The 17,561-nt window shown below is 46.0% G+C and carries 16 protein-coding genes and 1 tRNA gene; 1 reads left to right on the forward strand and 16 read right to left on the reverse strand.

Annotated elements, in window-relative coordinates; genetic code table 11:
* Positions 1-130: 130 nt before the first annotated feature.
* The 9 genes from NSQ73_RS23260 to alaS all read right to left on the reverse strand — a co-directional run bounded on the left by NSQ73_RS23260 (position 131) and on the right by alaS (position 11,001).
* Positions 131-2,329 (reverse strand): methyl-accepting chemotaxis protein, encoded by a 2,199-nt coding sequence (locus NSQ73_RS23260; protein ID WP_231575313.1) that lies wholly within the window; start codon positions 2,327-2,329, stop codon positions 131-133.
* A gap of 659 nt (positions 2,330-2,988) precedes the next feature.
* The gene (locus NSQ73_RS23265) at positions 2,989-4,311 is read right to left on the reverse strand and encodes a peptidase U32 family protein (protein WP_042134976.1); all 1,323 of its coding nucleotides are present in this window, start codon (positions 4,309-4,311) and stop codon (positions 2,989-2,991) included.
* A gap of 260 nt (positions 4,312-4,571) precedes the next feature.
* Positions 4,572-5,504 carry a peptidase U32 family protein gene (locus tag NSQ73_RS23270; protein WP_340988355.1) on the reverse strand — a complete coding sequence of 311 codons (933 nt, stop codon included), beginning with the start codon at positions 5,502-5,504 and terminating at the stop codon, positions 4,572-4,574.
* 48 nt (positions 5,505-5,552) lie between these two features.
* The gene (gene mltG / locus NSQ73_RS23275; protein WP_340988356.1) at positions 5,553-6,599 is read right to left on the reverse strand and encodes an endolytic transglycosylase MltG; all 1,047 of its coding nucleotides are present in this window, start codon (positions 6,597-6,599) and stop codon (positions 5,553-5,555) included.
* 134 nt (positions 6,600-6,733) lie between these two features.
* Positions 6,734-7,042 (reverse strand): DUF1292 domain-containing protein, encoded by a 309-nt coding sequence (locus tag NSQ73_RS23280; RefSeq protein WP_039295631.1) that lies wholly within the window; start codon positions 7,040-7,042, stop codon positions 6,734-6,736.
* Complete coding sequence (locus NSQ73_RS23285) at positions 7,035-7,343, reverse strand: DUF1292 domain-containing protein (protein ID WP_036696606.1); 309 nt, start codon at positions 7,341-7,343, stop codon at positions 7,035-7,037. Before NSQ73_RS23285 ends, NSQ73_RS23280 begins: the two co-directional genes overlap by 8 nt.
* A gap of 13 nt (positions 7,344-7,356) precedes the next feature.
* Positions 7,357-7,773 (reverse strand): Holliday junction resolvase RuvX, encoded by a 417-nt coding sequence (gene ruvX, locus NSQ73_RS23290; RefSeq protein WP_200905897.1) that lies wholly within the window; start codon positions 7,771-7,773, stop codon positions 7,357-7,359.
* Positions 7,773-8,048 carry an IreB family regulatory phosphoprotein gene (locus NSQ73_RS23295; protein WP_036696603.1) on the reverse strand — a complete coding sequence of 92 codons (276 nt, stop codon included), beginning with the start codon at positions 8,046-8,048 and terminating at the stop codon, positions 7,773-7,775. Before NSQ73_RS23295 ends, ruvX begins: the two co-directional genes overlap by 1 nt.
* A gap of 319 nt (positions 8,049-8,367) precedes the next feature.
* Positions 8,368-11,001, reverse strand: a complete 2,634-nt coding sequence (gene alaS / locus NSQ73_RS23300) for an alanine--tRNA ligase (RefSeq protein WP_340989377.1) — start codon at positions 10,999-11,001, stop codon at positions 8,368-8,370.
* Between the two features lie 511 nt (positions 11,002-11,512).
* On the opposite strand from alaS, the gene NSQ73_RS23305 reads away from it, so the two are divergent.
* A tRNA-Pro gene (locus NSQ73_RS23305) sits at positions 11,513-11,586 on the forward strand.
* A gap of 187 nt (positions 11,587-11,773) precedes the next feature.
* Here NSQ73_RS23305 and NSQ73_RS23310 read toward each other — a convergent pair.
* The 7 genes from NSQ73_RS23310 to NSQ73_RS23340 form a co-directional block, all read right to left on the reverse strand.
* The gene (locus tag NSQ73_RS23310; RefSeq protein ID WP_340988357.1) at positions 11,774-12,988 is read right to left on the reverse strand and encodes a tyrosine-type recombinase/integrase; all 1,215 of its coding nucleotides are present in this window, start codon (positions 12,986-12,988) and stop codon (positions 11,774-11,776) included.
* A 68-nt stretch (positions 12,989-13,056) separates the two neighbouring features.
* A complete protein-coding gene (locus NSQ73_RS23315; protein ID WP_340988358.1) occupies positions 13,057-13,305 on the reverse strand; it encodes a helix-turn-helix domain-containing protein in 249 nt (82 codons plus the stop codon).
* A 491-nt stretch (positions 13,306-13,796) separates the two neighbouring features.
* A complete protein-coding gene (locus NSQ73_RS23320; RefSeq protein WP_340988359.1) occupies positions 13,797-15,182 on the reverse strand; it encodes a hypothetical protein in 1,386 nt (461 codons plus the stop codon).
* 215 nt (positions 15,183-15,397) lie between these two features.
* Positions 15,398-16,198, reverse strand: coding sequence for a TIGR02391 family protein (locus NSQ73_RS23325; RefSeq protein WP_340988360.1), 801 nt, complete (start codon positions 16,196-16,198; stop codon positions 15,398-15,400).
* 80 nt (positions 16,199-16,278) lie between these two features.
* Positions 16,279-17,019, reverse strand: coding sequence for a hypothetical protein (locus NSQ73_RS23330; RefSeq protein WP_340988361.1), 741 nt, complete (start codon positions 17,017-17,019; stop codon positions 16,279-16,281).
* Between the two features lie 33 nt (positions 17,020-17,052).
* A complete protein-coding gene (locus tag NSQ73_RS23335; protein ID WP_239712563.1) occupies positions 17,053-17,217 on the reverse strand; it encodes a hypothetical protein in 165 nt (54 codons plus the stop codon).
* Between the two features lie 70 nt (positions 17,218-17,287).
* A complete protein-coding gene (locus NSQ73_RS23340; protein ID WP_340988362.1) occupies positions 17,288-17,437 on the reverse strand; it encodes a hypothetical protein in 150 nt (49 codons plus the stop codon).
* Positions 17,438-17,561: the final 124 nt, after the last annotated feature.

The raw sequence follows: 17,561 nt of genomic DNA on the forward strand, positions 1-17,561 counted from the left end.
TCGCGAACCGATGCACAAGCATAAAGAAACCGCTCCTTCCCGGATGGAAAGAAGCGGCGGAATGCAGTAATTTATATGCCCGGATATATGCCCGGAACGATTTAATTTGTTATTGTACGTTGCCGCCTGACTATATCTTAAACAGTGACAGCTTGCTCTCCAGCTGTGTCGATGCACTCTGCAGCTTACCGGACAGCGATACGAGCTGATCACTAACATTCTGCTGCTCATTGCTGAGGGAAGCAACTTCTTCAGAAGTTGCAGAAGACTGCTGTGCAACCGCACTTACATTGCTCATGGCATCGGACAATACGCCTTGGGAATGATTCAGGCTGTCAATTGCACCGGTGACCGATTCCAGGCTGGTAATGAAGTCTTCCATTTGACCCTTCACCGATACGAAGATATCACTGGTACTCTTGACTGAACTCATCTGTTCCTTGAACAGCGGGGCCACTTCTGACAGTACGGCTACTGTCTCATCCATTTCAGCCATAATCTTGTCTGTAATGCCGGCAACCAGGGCGATAGACTGCTTGGATTGGTCAGCGAGCTGCCGGACTTCACCAGCTACGACCATGAAGCCTCTGCCTGCTTCACCCGCTCTTGCCGCTTCAATCGTTGCATTTAGAGACAGGATATTCGTCTGCTGGGTAATATTCTTCATGACATCCAGTACCTTAATCACCGAATATACCGTGTCCTTCAGGTTGTTGACCCGGTCCACCAGTGCGCTGGTCATCTCACCGGTGCGGCCCGTCTGTTCCAGCAGCTCTTCGAGCTGGCTGGCACCGTGTCCGCTGGCTTCCCCTACTCCGCGGGCGGCCTGGTCCATCTCGGCATTAGCAGCAATAACACTCTGCATCTGCGTAGCAATCAGATCCGTCAGCTCATTGCCGCGTTCCGCTTCCTGCGCCAGGCTTCCGGCACCGCCGGCAATCTCTTCCGTAGCAGCAGCAATCTCCTTGGCAGAAATCGCCGTCTTGCGGGAAGCGTCGCCCAGATCATTGGCTGTTTCAAGCACCTCACGCGCAGTTTCCGTTGTCTGGGCAACCAGCTCGGTGATCCGCCCCATCATCAGATTGAAGGAGGCGGACAGATCTCCAATCTCATCCTTCGAGACATACTCTGTACGGACGCTAAGGTCACCCTGAGCCCCCTGAACCATAAGATCCTTCAGACGTGCCAACGGCTTGGCAATCATCTGTACCATCCAGAAGCCGACCAGAATGGCAAGCAGAGCTGCAGCTCCAGCCGCTATGAATGTTGTGAACAGAATCGGAGTGGCAGCCTTAACCAGCTGGCCGGTAGGAACAACTCCTGCAAGCTTCCAGTCCGCCTTCTCCATCGGGTTGTAGACAGCCAGGACATCTTTGCCATTCGCATCCTTAGCTTCCTGACTCTCGCTGTTCTTCTTGCTCTCCATAATAAAGTTAAGCTCTGAGACCTTGCCGTCCTCTGCCGGTACGGAAGAAGCAACTACCATTCCTTCCGGTGATACCAGCTGAATCCGCGAACCGTCCCCAAGCTTCACGCTCTCGAAGGCTTCTTCAAGCAGAGTGCTCTTAAGCTCAAGCAAAACAACATAACCTGCATTAGAGCCCAGGTTCTTGAGCGATCTGACCATTGCGATATTCTTGCCGCCATCGCCTTCAACGGAAGTCGGGAACCAGTAGTTCTGTGCGGACTTCGCTTCCGAGGTATAATATGGCTCATATGAGGTTGAATTTTTGACTGCAGTCTTGTACCATTCCTGATCTCTTAAGCCGTCGACGGTAAGACCGGAGCTCCCGCTCGATATGATCGTCATCGCAGGATCCTCTGGAATCAGTGAGATCGCTACGATATTGGAATCTGTTGTAGTCTGGCTGGAGAGCTTTTTGCTGATGGCATCTGTAGCCACAAATTTATCATAACTGCTCGCAGCAGCGGCAAGCTCAGTCAGATTCGATTGCATTTGCGTATCGAAATACAGCTGGAGTGCCAAATTTTCATACTGCTTCAAGGTAATATCAAGCTTCTCGGAAGTCTGGATAATCGTCTGCCGGTTGGCTTCGGAAACATTATCCTTAATGGTATTCTTGGCTTTGTTGTAAGACAGAATCCCCAGGAACAGTACAACAATCACAATAGAAGATAAGAATATCAGGAAAAGCTTAACACCAACTGATTTCAGCGGGTTAACTCTCTTAACCTGGCGTACTGAACCATTCAGTACGTTCTTTAAAGTTAGTTTTTGAACTGCCGCTTTACTTGTTGACTGGGTATCACCTGCTTGGCCTGTCTCAGCCTTTTGTATAACCTTAGGCTTTTTACTGTTCTTTCCCACTTTAATCCTTCTCTCTTTCGGTTTGTCTCTGTCGCTCTCCGGATTTGGAGCCCCCATTACAATCACCTGCCAATTAGATTAGAAGACGTATGTAAGCGTTACCTGTGATATATATCGGCACAAAGGCTCATTTTTCTTAGTATTTTATAGAAATTGCTTCAGAATTTTTATGTTTTTGTCGAACTGCATAAGTATTTTGGTCTAGAACTAAAATCCCCCTACGGGTTAATCGAACCGGAGCGTATGAAGCTCCCCGGCTGCATGATTTTCCAGCCGGAACTTGGCAGACGCTCCATGGACGTATCGGCTTGTGAGGAGGACTGAGATTCCTTTATTGGGCCAAATCTGGCGAAACCTCGCGACAACCGGACTAAGATTCCGTTAATTGCTCTGAATCAGCTCATTTGAAGCTTAGAAGAACAAGATAAAGGATTCTCAGTCCGCTTCATCCAGATTAGGCAGGCTTTCAGCAAAATAACGGCATCTCAGTCCGGGTTCAGGAAGAGGAAGCATTCTACTCCCGGGAGAGCACCGGAAAAGTTCATTCCACATTCATCCTTATTCAGAACCAGCCTGCTTTCCGGCGGATTCCAAGGAATATACGCAAAAAGGGACGCCCTTCCAGAAGAAGGGCATCCCTTTAAATCATTCTTATGACTTTATTTTCTTTTACGCATCATGTCAAAGTAAGCTACCGGCTGGTCAACCTTCATGCGCACCCGCTGCAGCGGATGACGGGCAACGTCCAGCGGATTCCCCGCCTCGTCCCACAGCTCGCCGACGGTCTGCTTGAAGAAGGTGTCATCCGGTCCGAAGAATTCCACTTCCTGGCCCGGCTTGAAGTTATTGCGCTGCTGAACGAGTGCCATGCCGCTCTCCGCATCATATTCCAGCACCAGGCCGGCGAAATCATAAGGTGCCGCTTTTTCCTCCGGCTCATAAATATGATCCTCATGATCCGGAGTATCGTAGAAGAAGCCTGTATTGAGCGGTCGGTTAGCGGCCTTCTGCAGCTCCTCCAGCCATTCCGGCTTCAGCACATAACCTTCCGGGTCCGCCATATAGGCATCAATCGCTTTGCGGTAGGCATTGACCACCGTTGCCACGTAATGGATCGACTTCATCCGGCCTTCGATCTTAAAGCTGTCAATCCCGGCTTCGATCAGCTCAGGAATACTCTCCAGCATGCACAAATCCTTCGAACCCATCGAGAACGGATTATCCTCCGGCTGATGCAGCGGCAGCTGGGTTACGCCAGGCTGCAATGCCTGAGGCGCCACTGCCTGGTCCTCTTCCGATACCCAGGTTCCTTCCGGACGGCCATCTTCGAACAGGTCGTATTTCCAGCGGCAGGACTGGCAGCAGCCCCCGCGGTTGGAATCGCGGTCTGTAAAGTGATTGGACAATACACAACGTCCGGAGTACGAGGAGCACATCGCACCGTGGATGAAGCTCTCGATCTCAATGTCCACATGCTGCTTGATCTCGGCAATCTCCTCCAGGCTGGTCTCCCGGCCAAGCACGACCCGCGGCAGTCCTTCCTGCTTCCAGAAAGATACTGCCTGCCAGTTGAGCGTGGACTGCTGGGTGCTGAGATGCACCTCAAGACCCGGTACCAGGCGGAGTGCGGTGTCCACAATCACCGGATCGGCTACAATAATGGCAGCAATGCCGGCTTCATATAAGTTACGCAGGTATTCTTCAATCCCGGCGATGTCTTCATTGTGAGCATAGATATTCGTCGCTACGAATACTTTGGCGCCATATTTCTTGGCAAATTCAACGCCCTCGCGCATTTCCTCAAAAGTGAAATTATCCGCTCCCGAGCGCAGGCCGTATTTCTGTCCTCCGATATATACTGCATCCGCACCATAATGCACGGCGAATTTCAATTTCTCTAAGTTTCCTGCCGGAGCCAGGAGCTCCGGTTTGTCCAGACGGTAACGTTTGCCCTTGAATTGGGGCTTGGTCATTGTTCCCATTCCTGTTCTCCTCCTAATTGTCTCAGCTGCTGCAAGATTGAACGGCCGGCATTTGGTGTGAGGGCGCAACTGCGGGGAATGTTTGGACTTCCGGTCGCTGTTGTCTGCAGATTTCTTCATTTATACCGCTTAGCGGTTGAAATCCGCAGACAAAGGCGAACGCTGGCGCTCCTCCAGTTCAAACTTCCCCTCCGCTGCTTACACCATAATGTAGCCTAGACAATCCATTGCAAAAGCTGAGACAATGCTTTTTATATATTTTAATATACCTGTTCTTTGTAGAAGAAGCCGAACGACAGTTCACGCTCAGGGTCCTGCAGCGCCCGGATCTCATCCATCCAGGCCTCATCGTAAGCATATTCAGCCGGATCAGCGGAATACAAGTCAATGGCATGGCGGTAAGCCTTAACCACAGCTACATTATAAGCCACCGGCTTCAGCAGCCCTTCAATCTTCAGGCTGTGCACACCAGCCTTCAGCAGGAAATGCAGATCCTCAAGAATACAAATATCGTCCGAGCTCATAATATGCGTTCCGTTCTCATCCTCATATATCGGGAACTTCTCATTCGGCCGTTCCGCTTCAATCAGGAAAAGCCCGCGCTCCTTGCCAAGGCTGCCGCCATCACCCGGACGCCCCTGATGAGACATATAGCTGGCTACCAGCTTACGCTTGGAATGATAAATATTCGTCATGCCATGTACCTGGACCTGAGCCTCGACTTGCAGATGGGGTACCATTTCGGTCATTTCATCCATATTCAGCTCACGTGCCAAGACGACCCGCGAAGCTCCCTTGCTGCCCCAATAGTTGGCTGTGGCGTAATTGGTGGAGGTCATTTCTGCATTCCAGTGCAGCTTCAGCCCTGGCGCTTCCGCCTTTACGGCTGCCAGGACAGCAGGGTCTCCGAATTCGACCCCGTCTACACCCAATTCGCCGATTGCTTTGATGTAAGCCGGCAGCTCTTCCAGCATTTTATTGGAGATCAGCCCGTTTATGCTTACGTACACCTTACCGCCTGTATCATGTGCAAGCTTTACAGCTGCTGCAGTATCTTCCAGCGAGAAATGCCCGGCGAGCCGCATGCCGAAACGGTCATCTCCGATCAGCAGCGCAGTTGCGCCTGCCGCAAGCAAAGCCGCCGCTTCTTCCAGCGAGGCTGCTGTCACCAGCAGCTCCGGTTTGTTATTCATTGTGTTACCTCCTGTGCCTATCGCATCAATACTATTGTAGCTCTTTTCCTACTGATTTTGTTTGCTTTTCTCGATATTGGCTAAATGTTCCTTGTAGGTCTTGGCGAATAAATGCGCCTGGGAACCATCCTTCTTGGTGACATAGAAGAAATATTCCGATACCTCCGGAGTCAATGCGGCTTCAATAGAAGCAAGCCCCGGGCTGCTGATCGGTCCAGGCGGCAATCCTTCCTGCTTGTACGTATTATAAGGGCTGTCCACCTTCAGGTCCTTCTCGTAGAGCCGTTCCTTCTGCTTATCCAGCAAATACTGGACCGTAGCATCAATCTCCAGCTTCTGACCCTTGTCCAGTCTGTTATAAATAATACCGGCGACCAGCGGACGTTCCTCGTTCACTACCACCTCACGCTCTACGAGCGAAGCAACCGTCATCAGCTCATGCAAGGTAAGTCCACGGTTCGCCAGCTTCGCCTTCCACTCAGGGATCGTGTCCAGCTTCTTCACCAGTTGCTCCAGCATGGCTTCAATGACCTCCTGCGGAGTACTGTCCTTGGCCAGCTCATAGGTTTCCGGGAACAGATACCCCTCAAGACGGTGCCGCAGCTCCTTATTCTCCGGGATTCCTAAAGTCCCTACTGCCTCAAGGCCCGCACCTGAGTCAATCAACTGCAGGAAAACCTCTGCCTTCTGGTTCCACGCTTCAGCCAGCTTATCTGCAACCTGAGTCGCCGTATACCCTTCGGGTATCGTGAATACAACGGTATCTTCCTTCACGACATCCCCTGCATTCATCCGGCTGATCAAGGTATCATAAGTGTCGCCCGGACTCACGTTATAGGTTCCTGCCTTGAAGCTGGAGCCTTCCTGGACCCATTTTAAATACCCTTTAAAAAATAATCCGTTCTTGATAATTCCCTTCTCTTCGAGCAGGTCGGCAATTTGCGAGCTTCCCATACCCTTCTCTATCGTAACCGTCACGGCTGGCTCTGCGGGCTCCACCGGCTGCATTCCATTCCAGATATACCATGCTCCTCCCCCTGCTGCAGCTGCCAGGACAAGGATTATAATAAGCACAGTGCGGATCACGGCTTTCAAATGTTACGCCTCACTTTCCGACTATAAAGTATAAAATTGTATTGTCTTAAATTCAACACTTTTTTATTTTTCTGCATTCCAAGCAAAAAGAGCGCGGAAAAAAATCCGCCCTCTTCCGTGCTAATGCTATGACTTTATTCGGTGTCTTCAGCCGGGAAGGTAAGCTCATCGTACAGCTCGGAAACATCCTCCCACTCTTCATCGTCCATAATGCTCTCCAGCTCAGGAAGCCCGTCAGGGGAAACCACGATCCGCAGAATTTCCTGCTCCGCAGCTCTTCCTGAACCGGCCAAAACAGCATAAGCACGGTCACCGACAGCAAATTCAGCAATAATATCGTAAACGGAAGACTTGCCCTGCTCATCTTCCAGTTCTACTGTTTCTCCGTATACTTCTTTAAGCTTCGAAGTCCATACCGCTTGATCAGCGGAAAAATCAGTCATTCTCCGCTCCTCCATCCAGCTCGTCTACCAGAGTATTGAAGGTTTCTTCTACAATAGCCCATTCCTCGTCATTCTCAATCATGAACAGCTGCAAGTCGTCGCCGTCTTCTTCGTAACGGAACGCATAGACTTCATCAGTCTCTTCATCCTCAGAATCCAGTGGAACCACCATCATATACTTCGCGTCCGATCCGTCGACTTCAAACTTCATGATGACCTCAAATTCCTCTTCATTACCTTCCTCATCAGGAATATAGATAATTTCCGGTTCTTCTTCTTGGCCGATCTGCTCGTTTGTCATATCCGCACACCCCTCACCTTTTACTGTTAGCATCCAAAAAATTTTGCAATATCAGGGCTGCGGCCATTTTGTCCACAATCCCCTTGCGTTTCTTCCGACTGACGTCCCCTTCAATCAGCACCCGCTCAGCAGATACCGTCGTCAGACGCTCATCCCAAAGGTGTACGGGTAAATCAAGTTGCTCCCGCAGCTTGCCTGCGAATTCGATGCAAATTTCACCACGGGGTCCTACTGAGCCGTTCATATTCTTTGGCAGCCCAACGACAATCTCACCGATTTCGTACTCCTTGACCAGTTCACGGATACGGTCATATTCGTTGCCGTTTCCGCGCCGTTCAATAGTCTCCAAAGCCTGCGCTGTCCACCCGAAAATATCGCTTGTGGCGACACCAATTCTGCGGTCGCCGTAATCCAGTCCCAGCTTCTTCATCATTTCGGCTGGTCCACCCGATGATTGGCCAGATAGAACCGGACCAGTTCCTCAATCAGCTCATCACGTTCTTTTCTCCGGACCAAACTTCTCGCATTGTTGTGGCGAGGAATGTAAGCCGGATCTCCGGAAAGTAGATACCCTACGATCTGGTTGATCGGATGATATTCCTTCTCCACCAGCGCGTCGTACACGGCGAGTAAAATTTCCTGGGGAGAAGCTTCCTTTTCGTCGCCCTTCACATTGAATTTGACCGTTTTGTCCATGGAGTCCATTTGTGACACCTTCCTTCTGCAAAATCACCCCTATTCGGGCGGCTTCGCAAAGTTGCTGCTGTACAGCTTACTTGCTGCCTTCATCATAACATATTCATGGCCCAACGAGGAAATCCTGCCACTGTAAAAGCGCTTTTTTTGGTATTTTATCTACAAAAATAGATGTTTTTTTGGGTTTTAAGCTATTGCAAGCCCCGGGTCAATAATGAATAACCCCAAAAATTATACATTTTGTGAATAAAGCAGCGGTACTGATATGTTGCCCTCAGTACCGCTGTATCTTTATCCGGGGAATTTCTCAGCTATTTCAGGCAATCCGTTAAGCCAATGCAGCTACAAGCTCTTCGGCCTTCTTCAGGGCTTCGCCCAGCTTGGAGGCATCCTTGCCGCCAGCCTGTGCCATGTCCGGACGTCCGCCGCCGCCACCGCCGCAGACCGCAGCGATTTCTTTGACCAGCTTGCCGGCGTGGAAGCCTTTCTTCACCAGGTCCTGCGGCACAGCAACCACAAAGTTCACCTTGTCATCCATTACTGCACCGAGCACCAGTACGGCATCCGGAAGCTTGGATTTCAGTTCATCGGCAGTCGAGCGCAGAGCATCAATATTGCCGGCTTGCACGGATACCGCCAACAGCTGCGTGCCGCCGCCAACTGTAATTACACTGCTGGTCAGCTCAGCTGCAAAGGTTGCGCTCAGCTTGGACTGCAGCGATTCGTTCTCGCGGCCCAGCTCACGAACCTGGGCATGCAGGGCTTCGATCCGCTTAGGCACATCCGTCAGCGAGGACTTCAGCAGTGCTGCCGATTGCTTCAGCAGATCCAGCTGGCTCTCCGTGAACTGGTAGGCGTAGCGGCCGGTCACCGCTTCAATCCGGCGCACACCGGAACCGATGCCGCTCTCACTGAGCAGCTTGAAGATTCCGATCTGCGATGTATTGGCTACGTGGCATCCGCCGCAAAGCTCCAGGCTGTAGTCGCCAACCTGCACGACACGGACGATATTGCCGTATTTCTCTCCGAAGAGGGCCATCGCTCCCATAGCTTTGGCTTCATCAATCGGCTTATTCTCAATGACAACATCGAGGCCGCGCCAGATCTGGGCGTTCACGCGTTGTTCGATATCGCTGAGCTCCTCCGGAGTGATGGCTCCGAAATGCGAGAAGTCAAAGCGCAGGCGTGAGCCTTCTACTAAAGAACCTGCCTGGTTGACATGGCCGCCAAGCACTTCCTTCAGCGCTTTGTGCAGCAGGTGGGTTGCCGTATGGTTCTTCACGATATCCTCACGCTCGGCACGGTTCACTTCCGCACGGACCGTATCTCCAACCTTCAGGTCTCCGGCTTCGACAGTAACCAGATGCACATGCTGGCCATGCGGAGCTTTGAAGAGTCCGGTAACCTTGGCAGTCACAGAGCCGCCGGTCAAAAGTCCGGTGTCGCTGACCTGGCCGCCGCTTTCCGCATAGAACGGAGTCGTTTCAAGGATAACCTGGCACTGGGCGCCTTCACTGACGACATCAGCAAGTGCGCCGTCAACTACAATCGCCAGCACTTTTGACTCGGTTACCGTGTCATTATATCCAACAAATTCACTTTTAACCGTCAGTTCGGCAAGTGCTCCGCCCTGAATCTTCATGCTGGCGCTGTCCTGGCGGGCTGCTCTGGCGCGGTCACGCTGCTCCTGCATCGCAGCATCGAAGCCTTCACGGTCGACCGTAAGCCCCTGCTCGGAAGCGAAGTCCTCTGTCAGGTCAAACGGGAATCCGTAAGTGTCATAGAGCTTGAAAGCATCAGCGCCGGCAATGGTACTCAGTCCGTCAGCTTTGGCTTTGGCGCTGATCTCGCCCAGGATAGCCAGACCGTCGGACAGTGTCTCGTGGAAGCGTTCCTCTTCCAGACGGATGATTTTGGCAATATATTCCCGGTTCTCCACTACGGAAGGATAATACACTCCCATAATGTCGCCCACTGTCTCTGTCAGCTCATGCAGGAACGGGCGGTCCAGTCCCAGGGTCTTGCCGTAACGCACGGCACGGCGGAGCAGACGGCGGATAATGTAGCCGCGTCCTTCATTAGAAGGAAGCACTCCGTCACCTACTGCAAAAGTAACGGTACGCACATGGTCGGCAATGACTTTGAGCGCGATATCCTGTTCAACATTATCCTTGTAGGTTACACCGGCAAGACCGGCAGTCTTCTGGATAATCGGCTGGAACAGGTCGGTATCGAAGTTGGAGTCCACATCCTGCAGAATGGAAGCGAAGCGTTCCAGACCTGCTCCGGTATCAATATTCTTGTTAGGAAGCGGTGTGTAGCTGCCGTCCTTGTTATGGTTGAACTGCGAGAACACGAGGTTCCACACTTCCAGCCAGCGTTCATTCTCGCCGCCCGGATACATCTCAGGATCACTCATATCACTGCCGTAAGCCTCGCCGCGGTCATAGAAAATCTCCGAGCAAGGGCCGCAAGGTCCTTCACCAATGTCCCAGAAGTTCTCATCGCCCAGCTTGATGATGCGTTCTGCAGGCAGACCGACTTTTTCATTCCACAGCTTGAATGCTTCTTCGTCCTCTGCATACACGGTAACGGAAATCCGGTCGCCGTCAAAGCCGATCCATTCCTTGCCGGTAAGGAATTCCCAGGCCCAGGTAATCGCTTCTTCCTTGAAGTAATCGCCGATGGAGAAGTTACCCAGCATCTCGAAGAACGTGTGGTGACGGCGCGTCTTGCCTACGTTCTCAATATCATTGGTACGGATACATTTCTGCGAGTTGGTCAGGCGGGGATTCTCAGGAATCTCCCGGCCGTCGAAGTAGGCCTTCAGCGGCGCCATGCCTGCGTTAATCCACAGCAGCGATGGGTCATTGTGCGGCACGAGCGAGGCGCTCGGCTCAATGCGGTGACCTTTACTCTCAAAAAACTGCAGCCATTTGGAACGGATTTCACTTGCTTTCATCATGTACAGCTCCCGTCTCATCATTTAATGCGGCACTTTGGCCGGAAATCTCATTGTTGCCCCAAAAGTTACCCGAAAAATCAAAAACAAAAAACGCCCCTGAATTAGATTCAGGGACGATGATTATCGCGGTACCACCCTGGTTATCGCCTTGTTCCGTGAGAAAACGGACTATTGCAGACGATCGCCTTGTGCGGCTGTTAACGGGTGCCCCCGGCGGGATTGTCCCCGCACTCCGAAACTAGCTTTCTGCCGGCCTGTCTTCAAGGTTCTCACAGCCAATTGCGGGGAATCCGCAAAGGAACCTGTTCTCTGATGGAGCCATTCTCCGGCGTACTTGTTTTCATCAACGTTTTGTCCGATTTGCATTTTAACATTTCAAGTATAGCCAGCGGCCTGATATCTGTCAATCTCGGGCAGGAAAATCGCCTGATCGGGGCCGGTAAGCTGTGCTAAAAAGAATATTTACAGCGCTTACATACAGGCGTATAATTCGAATTGTTCCACACGTCGAGACGTAGCTCAGCTTGGTAGAGCGCTTGCTTCGGGAGTAAGAGGCCGCAGGTTCGAATCCTGTCGTCTCGATAACAAAAAAGCCTAGAGCGGCAAGGGTTTTCGACCTTGAAGCTCCAGGCTTTTAAGCGTTTTTTCGGAAAACACACCAATAAATACACCAATTAATACACCAATTAATACACCAATTAATACACCAATTAATAATAGGCTGTGAATTTTTAAAGTTAAACCTTTTTGTTAGAGAAGAAAGCATCACTTAGAGAGCAATACTCGAAAGACTGTCAAACATAGCTTTTCTTTTCACAGCAGCCGTTAGTTGCATTTCATTAGTAACATGACCATATCGATTCAATGTAGTTGATATATCATTGTGCCCTAAATCCGCTTGTAAGGTTTTAATGTCTATCCCTTGCTCTAAGCTAATGGTGGTAGCAAAAGTATGTCTAAGATCATGAAAACGAATGGATAAGGGAAGTTCTGCCGCCTTTAAAATCGCTTTGAATATGCGAACAAAATTCCTTGGTTTGATGTAACCACCTAAAGAGTTGGAGAATATATACTGCTCTTCTAAACCATGCAGTTCATTTTCTACCCCCAGACTCTTAAACTGATCTATCCTTGAGTGCTTAATTAGAATAAGTATATTTAAAATTTCCGTAGGAATAACTATTTTACGACTTTGTCCTGCTGTGGTCTTAATTTCTCGAACGACATTCTTACCACCAACTTTAACTACTTGTTGCACAATTTTTATAGCAGATTGATTTACTAGGATATCCTTAAATCGAAGAGCTAGCAGTTCCCCTCTTCGCAGCCCCGAGTACAATTCTAGAAGAAACATCGGGTAGTACTTTTGATAATCCTTATGCGCTTTTAAAGTTTCAAGAAATTGTCGAATTTGATCTTTGTTTAAAATCTGCATCTCTTTATGCAATAACTTTGGTTGCTTCACAGCGCTCATAATATTTTCTGATAAGAACTTCTCAGCAACTGCTTGATCAAGTGCAGAATTGAGCACTTTATGAAAATGTCTTATCGTCTGAGCAGAAAGTCCCCCTTCTTTTCCATCTTTTCTACCTTGAGTCAATTTTTCATTATAGAATTTTTGAACATTAGCAGCTTTAAGCTTGCTAAGTTGAATTTTACCCAGAACTTCTTTGATGTGATTTCGCACCAAACTTTCATATAGCAACCATGTTGTGTCTCTTAACGATAATTTAACTGTTACATTTAGCCAATTATCAAGCCACTCACCTAATGTCACCTTATCTGGATGAACATATACCCCATTTCTTGAATCCTTTCTAAGAGCATTCAGTTTATTCAGAACTTCACCTTGTGTCTTCCCATAGACATATTTGTAATCGGGGGTTCCATTACTTTTGACTCCGATCTGGAGCTTGCCTCCCCATCCGCCGGTTCTTTTAACCTTATAAACACTACCTTCACCGTTTGCCCTTTTTTTGGCCATGCTTACACCTCCTTAGAAATTTCAAATTAGATGAAGTTGGAATTTCAAAACCCCTTTCTCCATGATCTTTATAGATTCTTTGTCTCAACTAAATAGGTTTCAATTTTTGCTATTGGGATTAGTATCTTCCTTCCTATTTTCACTTTTGGGAAATCCTCTCTGGCTACAAGTTTGTACAATGAATTCATTCCAAGTGGTAAAAACTCAGCAAGTTCTGCTACGGTACAAAATATCCGATCATTTTGCACACCTGTAGTAGATTCCACCATTAATTCTCGGTTTACAAAACTTTTTGCCTCGTCTCTCTTAATACTCATTCAGAGCACCTCCAAATTTTTTTCTTTAGAATTTATAGACCTTTGAGCCTATATATTTGGAAGTGCACCTCTTGAAAATTGAACTAAAGTTTTTACTGTTCAACCAAATAACAAAAAGCACCTATCTGTGTGGCAAACAAACTACTTAACCAGTCTGCTTACAAACAAAGTGCATTTCGTCCCAACATATGTTGTATAAACACTATGGTTGGCATTAACTATTCTAACTAGATGATTCGGAAGATAAGAATACTCGATAAGTTGCTCTACGTTACCGTACTTCCAAAAATAATGCAATGGTGTTCTTTTAAGCACTAAATATGCTTAGAAAGTTAGAAAGATAAATAACAAGAAGATGTTTAGTATATTTTGATGCGACAATTTATTTCCTATACTCAAGCTGTCTGAATTCTCTATCTCGCCTAAACCCAAATAAGACTCAAACTTTTAGAGAAGTCCGAGTCTTATTTGGGGTTAAGTATATTATGAAATTATTTTGCTTCAATGTATCCGAATTTCTCCCTATACTCTGGGAATATTGTGGTGACGCCATTTATTTGGTCAGAGATATCAACACGTTTCTGCTCGTATATTTCAACATTTACAATAGGAATGGGTAACTGCTTTAAACCTTTCAAGTATTTATTTACATTGAATTTTAAAGGAATCATTTTACCTTTTCCCTTCACCTCACAGTAGCCAATATATTCATCTCGTAGCAAGAGATACATAAATTCAATCACAGTAAGGTAGAACTCTTCCTTTGCATGAACCAAAACATGAGTTAAATCTTTTTCCGGATTAATTCCAGTATCCTGATCTTTTGATACGTCTATATTAGGTATTTGTATTTCGATGTCGGAAATAAGTTTCACACCGACAGTAATATCACTATAGTGACCCTTATAATTTAATACTTCTAAAAGATAAAGGGAGTTGCTATGACTACCCAAGTTTTTTTTCTGCTTTTCAGGCATCTCTTTTAGAATACTCTTGCCTAGTTCAGTAAGATCTTCATCATTATTAATATTTGGAAATTTAGAATCGCGAGTAAACAATAACTTCTGAAGTGCCAATATACTGGAAGAATATACTTTTGCTTCTGATTCTTTTGAACTGCTCTTTAGCTTTCTTCTAGGTTTAGTTAGTAGTGCTTCAAATTTCTCATAACCAGGTGAGATAAATCCTTCTAGGTCAATAATTAGCGAAGATCCTTTTGTTGTGTATCCGTCTTTATTCTTACTAAAATTTATTGTAGGCGTAGGCAACTTAACTTTTACCGTTCCATCATCAGCTTTAAAGGTTACATTATTAAGCCTCCCTTCTTCTTTAAATATATCTCTCGACAAAACTGAAAGATAAACTCCATACGGATCATCATTAAGAGAGAGATACCCTGAATATTCCGGTCTTATAAGAAGAAACATAAATTCATAATGTGTAAGCATAAATGGCTCTTTTGCTTTTATATCTATGTAAGTAATATCCTTCTCAAGATCAAGAAAGACATTTTTGTTACTTCTGGATTTTTTAGTTTTTACCGCTTCTATCTGTGGAACACTGATATCCACATCTGAAAGTAAGCTTACACCAACCGGCTTCGCTTCAGCAGTGTACACTCTCTCTCCGTCCACTTTTGAAGTGCGTGTACTTTTCAAAGTCTCCAAACATAGAAGATGTTGAAAATGCAAAGTTCCAGACATACTTCTGAGATTTAAGTATTCTTTATCTGACATTTCCTCGACATGTTCAAGTCCTTTGTTTCTCAACAACCGACTCCAATCTGACATTGCATAATATGCTTTGTCGCCTTTTTTCTTAGAATAATGCTTAGAACCTACCCTATTCATTGATTCGATTTTACTATTTTCTTGCATTCTTAAGCTCCCTTCATGCTCATAGGAAATATGTTGCAATTATAATAACTTCGACAAATGATTACAAATCATCAGTCTACACTCCAAAAAAAAAACACCTTTCAGTTCAGTGATCATAAAACGATCATCGTAAAAGAAAAAGGTGCCGCTTTTGTTTTAGTATCCGATTTTAGTATTACTCATATCACTCATCTTCACTTAACAACCTCTCCTATCTAAGTACTCTTCTCAATTCTGCGCAAAACATAAGATGCTAAAGTAAATAAGTCTATAGCATCCTCTTCTGACATGTTCCATTCTATTTTAGCAGAGTGCGCTGTAGGATTTCTAAAGGTTCCAAATAAGCCCTTGGTCAGACTAACAAATCCCTTCTGTTCACTGATCTCAGATTCAGATTTATATCCATTTATTTTAATTAGAGGATCATTTCCCGTAAAAGCTTCATCAACAAGTTTTGCTCCATCACTTACTAAACCAGTTTTATTCCTAATCATAGAAGCAATACTTTTCGTAGCTTCTAAGACTGCATGAAAGTAGTTATTTTGAAGCAATTCTGGTTTACAATACCTAAGGAGGTACGGGTGCAGTTTTCGAGAAGCTATTTTTTCTGATAGTCTTGATACTCTAATTTCTGCTTCGCTAAGAGTGTGTGCTACCTTCACCTTCTGAAACTTCCCATCTTCCTTATACTCTAGTCCACGAAAAATTAATATTTTATTCATCCGCTCCAGTAAATCAAGGTATACATCTAATTGACCCACGTATCGGCTTGGGGCTAGAGCTTTCGTAATGAAGGATAACACACAGTTTCCTGATTGGGTCTCATTCTGCCTGTTCACGAGAGAATTATATAATCTCTTCCACTTCGTCATAAGTGGATCTGTATCCTTATATTTCAATGCCTCCAAGTAGTGCTCAATTTGAGATCCAGTAATGCCGTTGTTGGTATCGGCAATTATACGACATAACGCTTCCTGTTCTACATCTTTAAATGATCTCAAGTTTATACTTACCATAACTTCCACCTCATGCCTTCATTCTATTCAACCAAATAGATACTAATCTTAGGCCTACCCATTCTAGTGGTAAAGGTAAATTACTTATTCATGATTAGTACTCTCTCAAAATGTATATAGCTTTGCTTGGTAACATCGAACAAATAAACATTCGTAGGATAATGAAGATTTTCATTATCTTCTGAAAGAACAAGTTGAGTAGGTGATAATGAATACAGGACATGCAGGTACCTTTTATCTACATCCTCTGGAGTTGGTGAAACCACATACCCCCAATTTCTTTTCATATATCCCAATAAATATGTCATCGCCTTTACAAGAACACATGTTAATACAAAAAACTGAACTATACAGTATAGAATGTCTCCTACGAATTCTACTTCAGTCTTTCCTGAAGTGAAAAATGTGTCGCTAAGAACCATTGAGTATATTACAATGTTTAGAAATACAACAACGAAAATCAACCGAAGAACTTTCTTCTCAGAAATATTGTAAGGTAAACCGCTCTTCTTCTCCTTGAAATATTTCATTAAGCAAACAATACTTACTATGATAAGTCCAATCAAATAAAAAACTGCCAGAATCCCAGAAACTGCTTCGGTATACTTATAACTTTTCACCTGAAAATAAAGCGCACCTAAAATCATCCCATATACTATAAAAAGTACAATCAGCAGGATGAAGATGCAAAGAGTTTGCAAAGCCTTCTGGTGTTTAGGAACAAAAAGCTTATCAAACTTACTTGAGGTTAAAGTCTTAAAAACGAAGTTTATTGCAAAGATAAGAGTACTGCTCAGTATTAGCTTCAGAAAAAAGTCCATGTCGATCTCCTTTTTAACTCTATAATTTATTTGTTACTTTTCCTTGCGAATACCTTTAAACTTCCCACCAGAAGTTTTCTGATCCATGATACGTCCAGTGTCTGGATCACGTTTTGCCCAGTTCCCGTTAGGAGTTTGAAATTGGGTACGTTGTTTAACTGCACCCTTACGAAATCCGCTACCTGTATTTTTAGCCATGTTATTTCCACCCTTCACATATAAATTCTTATGATTTGTCTGCTACGAAACAGTGGTTCTCATTGTTCTCCTACTTACTCTCCTTCTCCGCTTTCTTTTTTTCAAGATATGCTTGATGCTGCTCTTCCGAAACTTCAAAACAAATTGCTTTAAGACCCAACTGTGCTGCTGTTACAATGGTTCCGTCTTTTCGGCGAATAGACTTTCGACAAATTAACATTTCTCTTCTCTCCCTTTAGTTTTATATTTTGTAATATCCACACTTGAGCATTTTTCTGAAAAAAGTTTATTCCAGGTATACACTCCAAATTTTTAATGGGGATTACGATACTTCTATTTAGTCT

Source organism: Paenibacillus sp. FSL R10-2736 (genome assembly GCF_038000245.1).
Lineage (GTDB): Bacteria > Bacillota > Bacilli > Paenibacillales > Paenibacillaceae > Paenibacillus_AQ > Paenibacillus_AQ phytohabitans.

What these genes read in the sequence shown, in the direction of transcription:
- NSQ73_RS23265 (WP_042134976.1), bottom strand. Translation starts at nt 4,311, where the DNA reads ATGGGAACAATGACCAAGCCCCAATTCAAGGGCAAACGTTACCGTCTG.
- NSQ73_RS23270 (WP_340988355.1), bottom strand. Translation starts at nt 5,504, where the DNA reads ATGAATAACAAACCGGAGCTGCTGGTGACAGCAGCCTCGCTGGAAGAA.
- NSQ73_RS23280 (WP_039295631.1), bottom strand. Translation starts at nt 7,042, where the DNA reads ATGACTGATTTTTCCGCTGATCAAGCGGTATGGACTTCGAAGCTTAAA.
- NSQ73_RS23285 (WP_036696606.1), bottom strand. Translation starts at nt 7,343, where the DNA reads ATGACAAACGAGCAGATCGGCCAAGAAGAAGAACCGGAAATTATCTAT.
- ruvX (WP_200905897.1), bottom strand. Translation starts at nt 7,773, where the DNA reads ATGAAGAAGCTGGGACTGGATTACGGCGACCGCAGAATTGGTGTCGCC.
- NSQ73_RS23295 (WP_036696603.1), bottom strand. Translation starts at nt 8,048, where the DNA reads ATGGACTCCATGGACAAAACGGTCAAATTCAATGTGAAGGGCGACGAA.
- alaS (WP_340989377.1), bottom strand. Translation starts at nt 11,001, where the DNA reads ATGAAAGCAAGTGAAATCCGTTCCAAATGGCTGCAGTTTTTTGAGAGT.
- NSQ73_RS23310 (WP_340988357.1), bottom strand. Translation starts at nt 12,988, where the DNA reads ATGGCCAAAAAAAGGGCAAACGGTGAAGGTAGTGTTTATAAGGTTAAA.
- NSQ73_RS23315 (WP_340988358.1), bottom strand. Translation starts at nt 13,305, where the DNA reads ATGAGTATTAAGAGAGACGAGGCAAAAAGTTTTGTAAACCGAGAATTA.
- NSQ73_RS23320 (WP_340988359.1), bottom strand. Translation starts at nt 15,182, where the DNA reads ATGCAAGAAAATAGTAAAATCGAATCAATGAATAGGGTAGGTTCTAAG.
- NSQ73_RS23325 (WP_340988360.1), bottom strand. Translation starts at nt 16,198, where the DNA reads ATGGTAAGTATAAACTTGAGATCATTTAAAGATGTAGAACAGGAAGCG.
- NSQ73_RS23330 (WP_340988361.1), bottom strand. Translation starts at nt 17,019, where the DNA reads ATGGACTTTTTTCTGAAGCTAATACTGAGCAGTACTCTTATCTTTGCA.
- NSQ73_RS23335 (WP_239712563.1), bottom strand. Translation starts at nt 17,217, where the DNA reads ATGGCTAAAAATACAGGTAGCGGATTTCGTAAGGGTGCAGTTAAACAA.
- NSQ73_RS23340 (WP_340988362.1), bottom strand. Translation starts at nt 17,437, where the DNA reads ATGTTAATTTGTCGAAAGTCTATTCGCCGAAAAGACGGAACCATTGTA.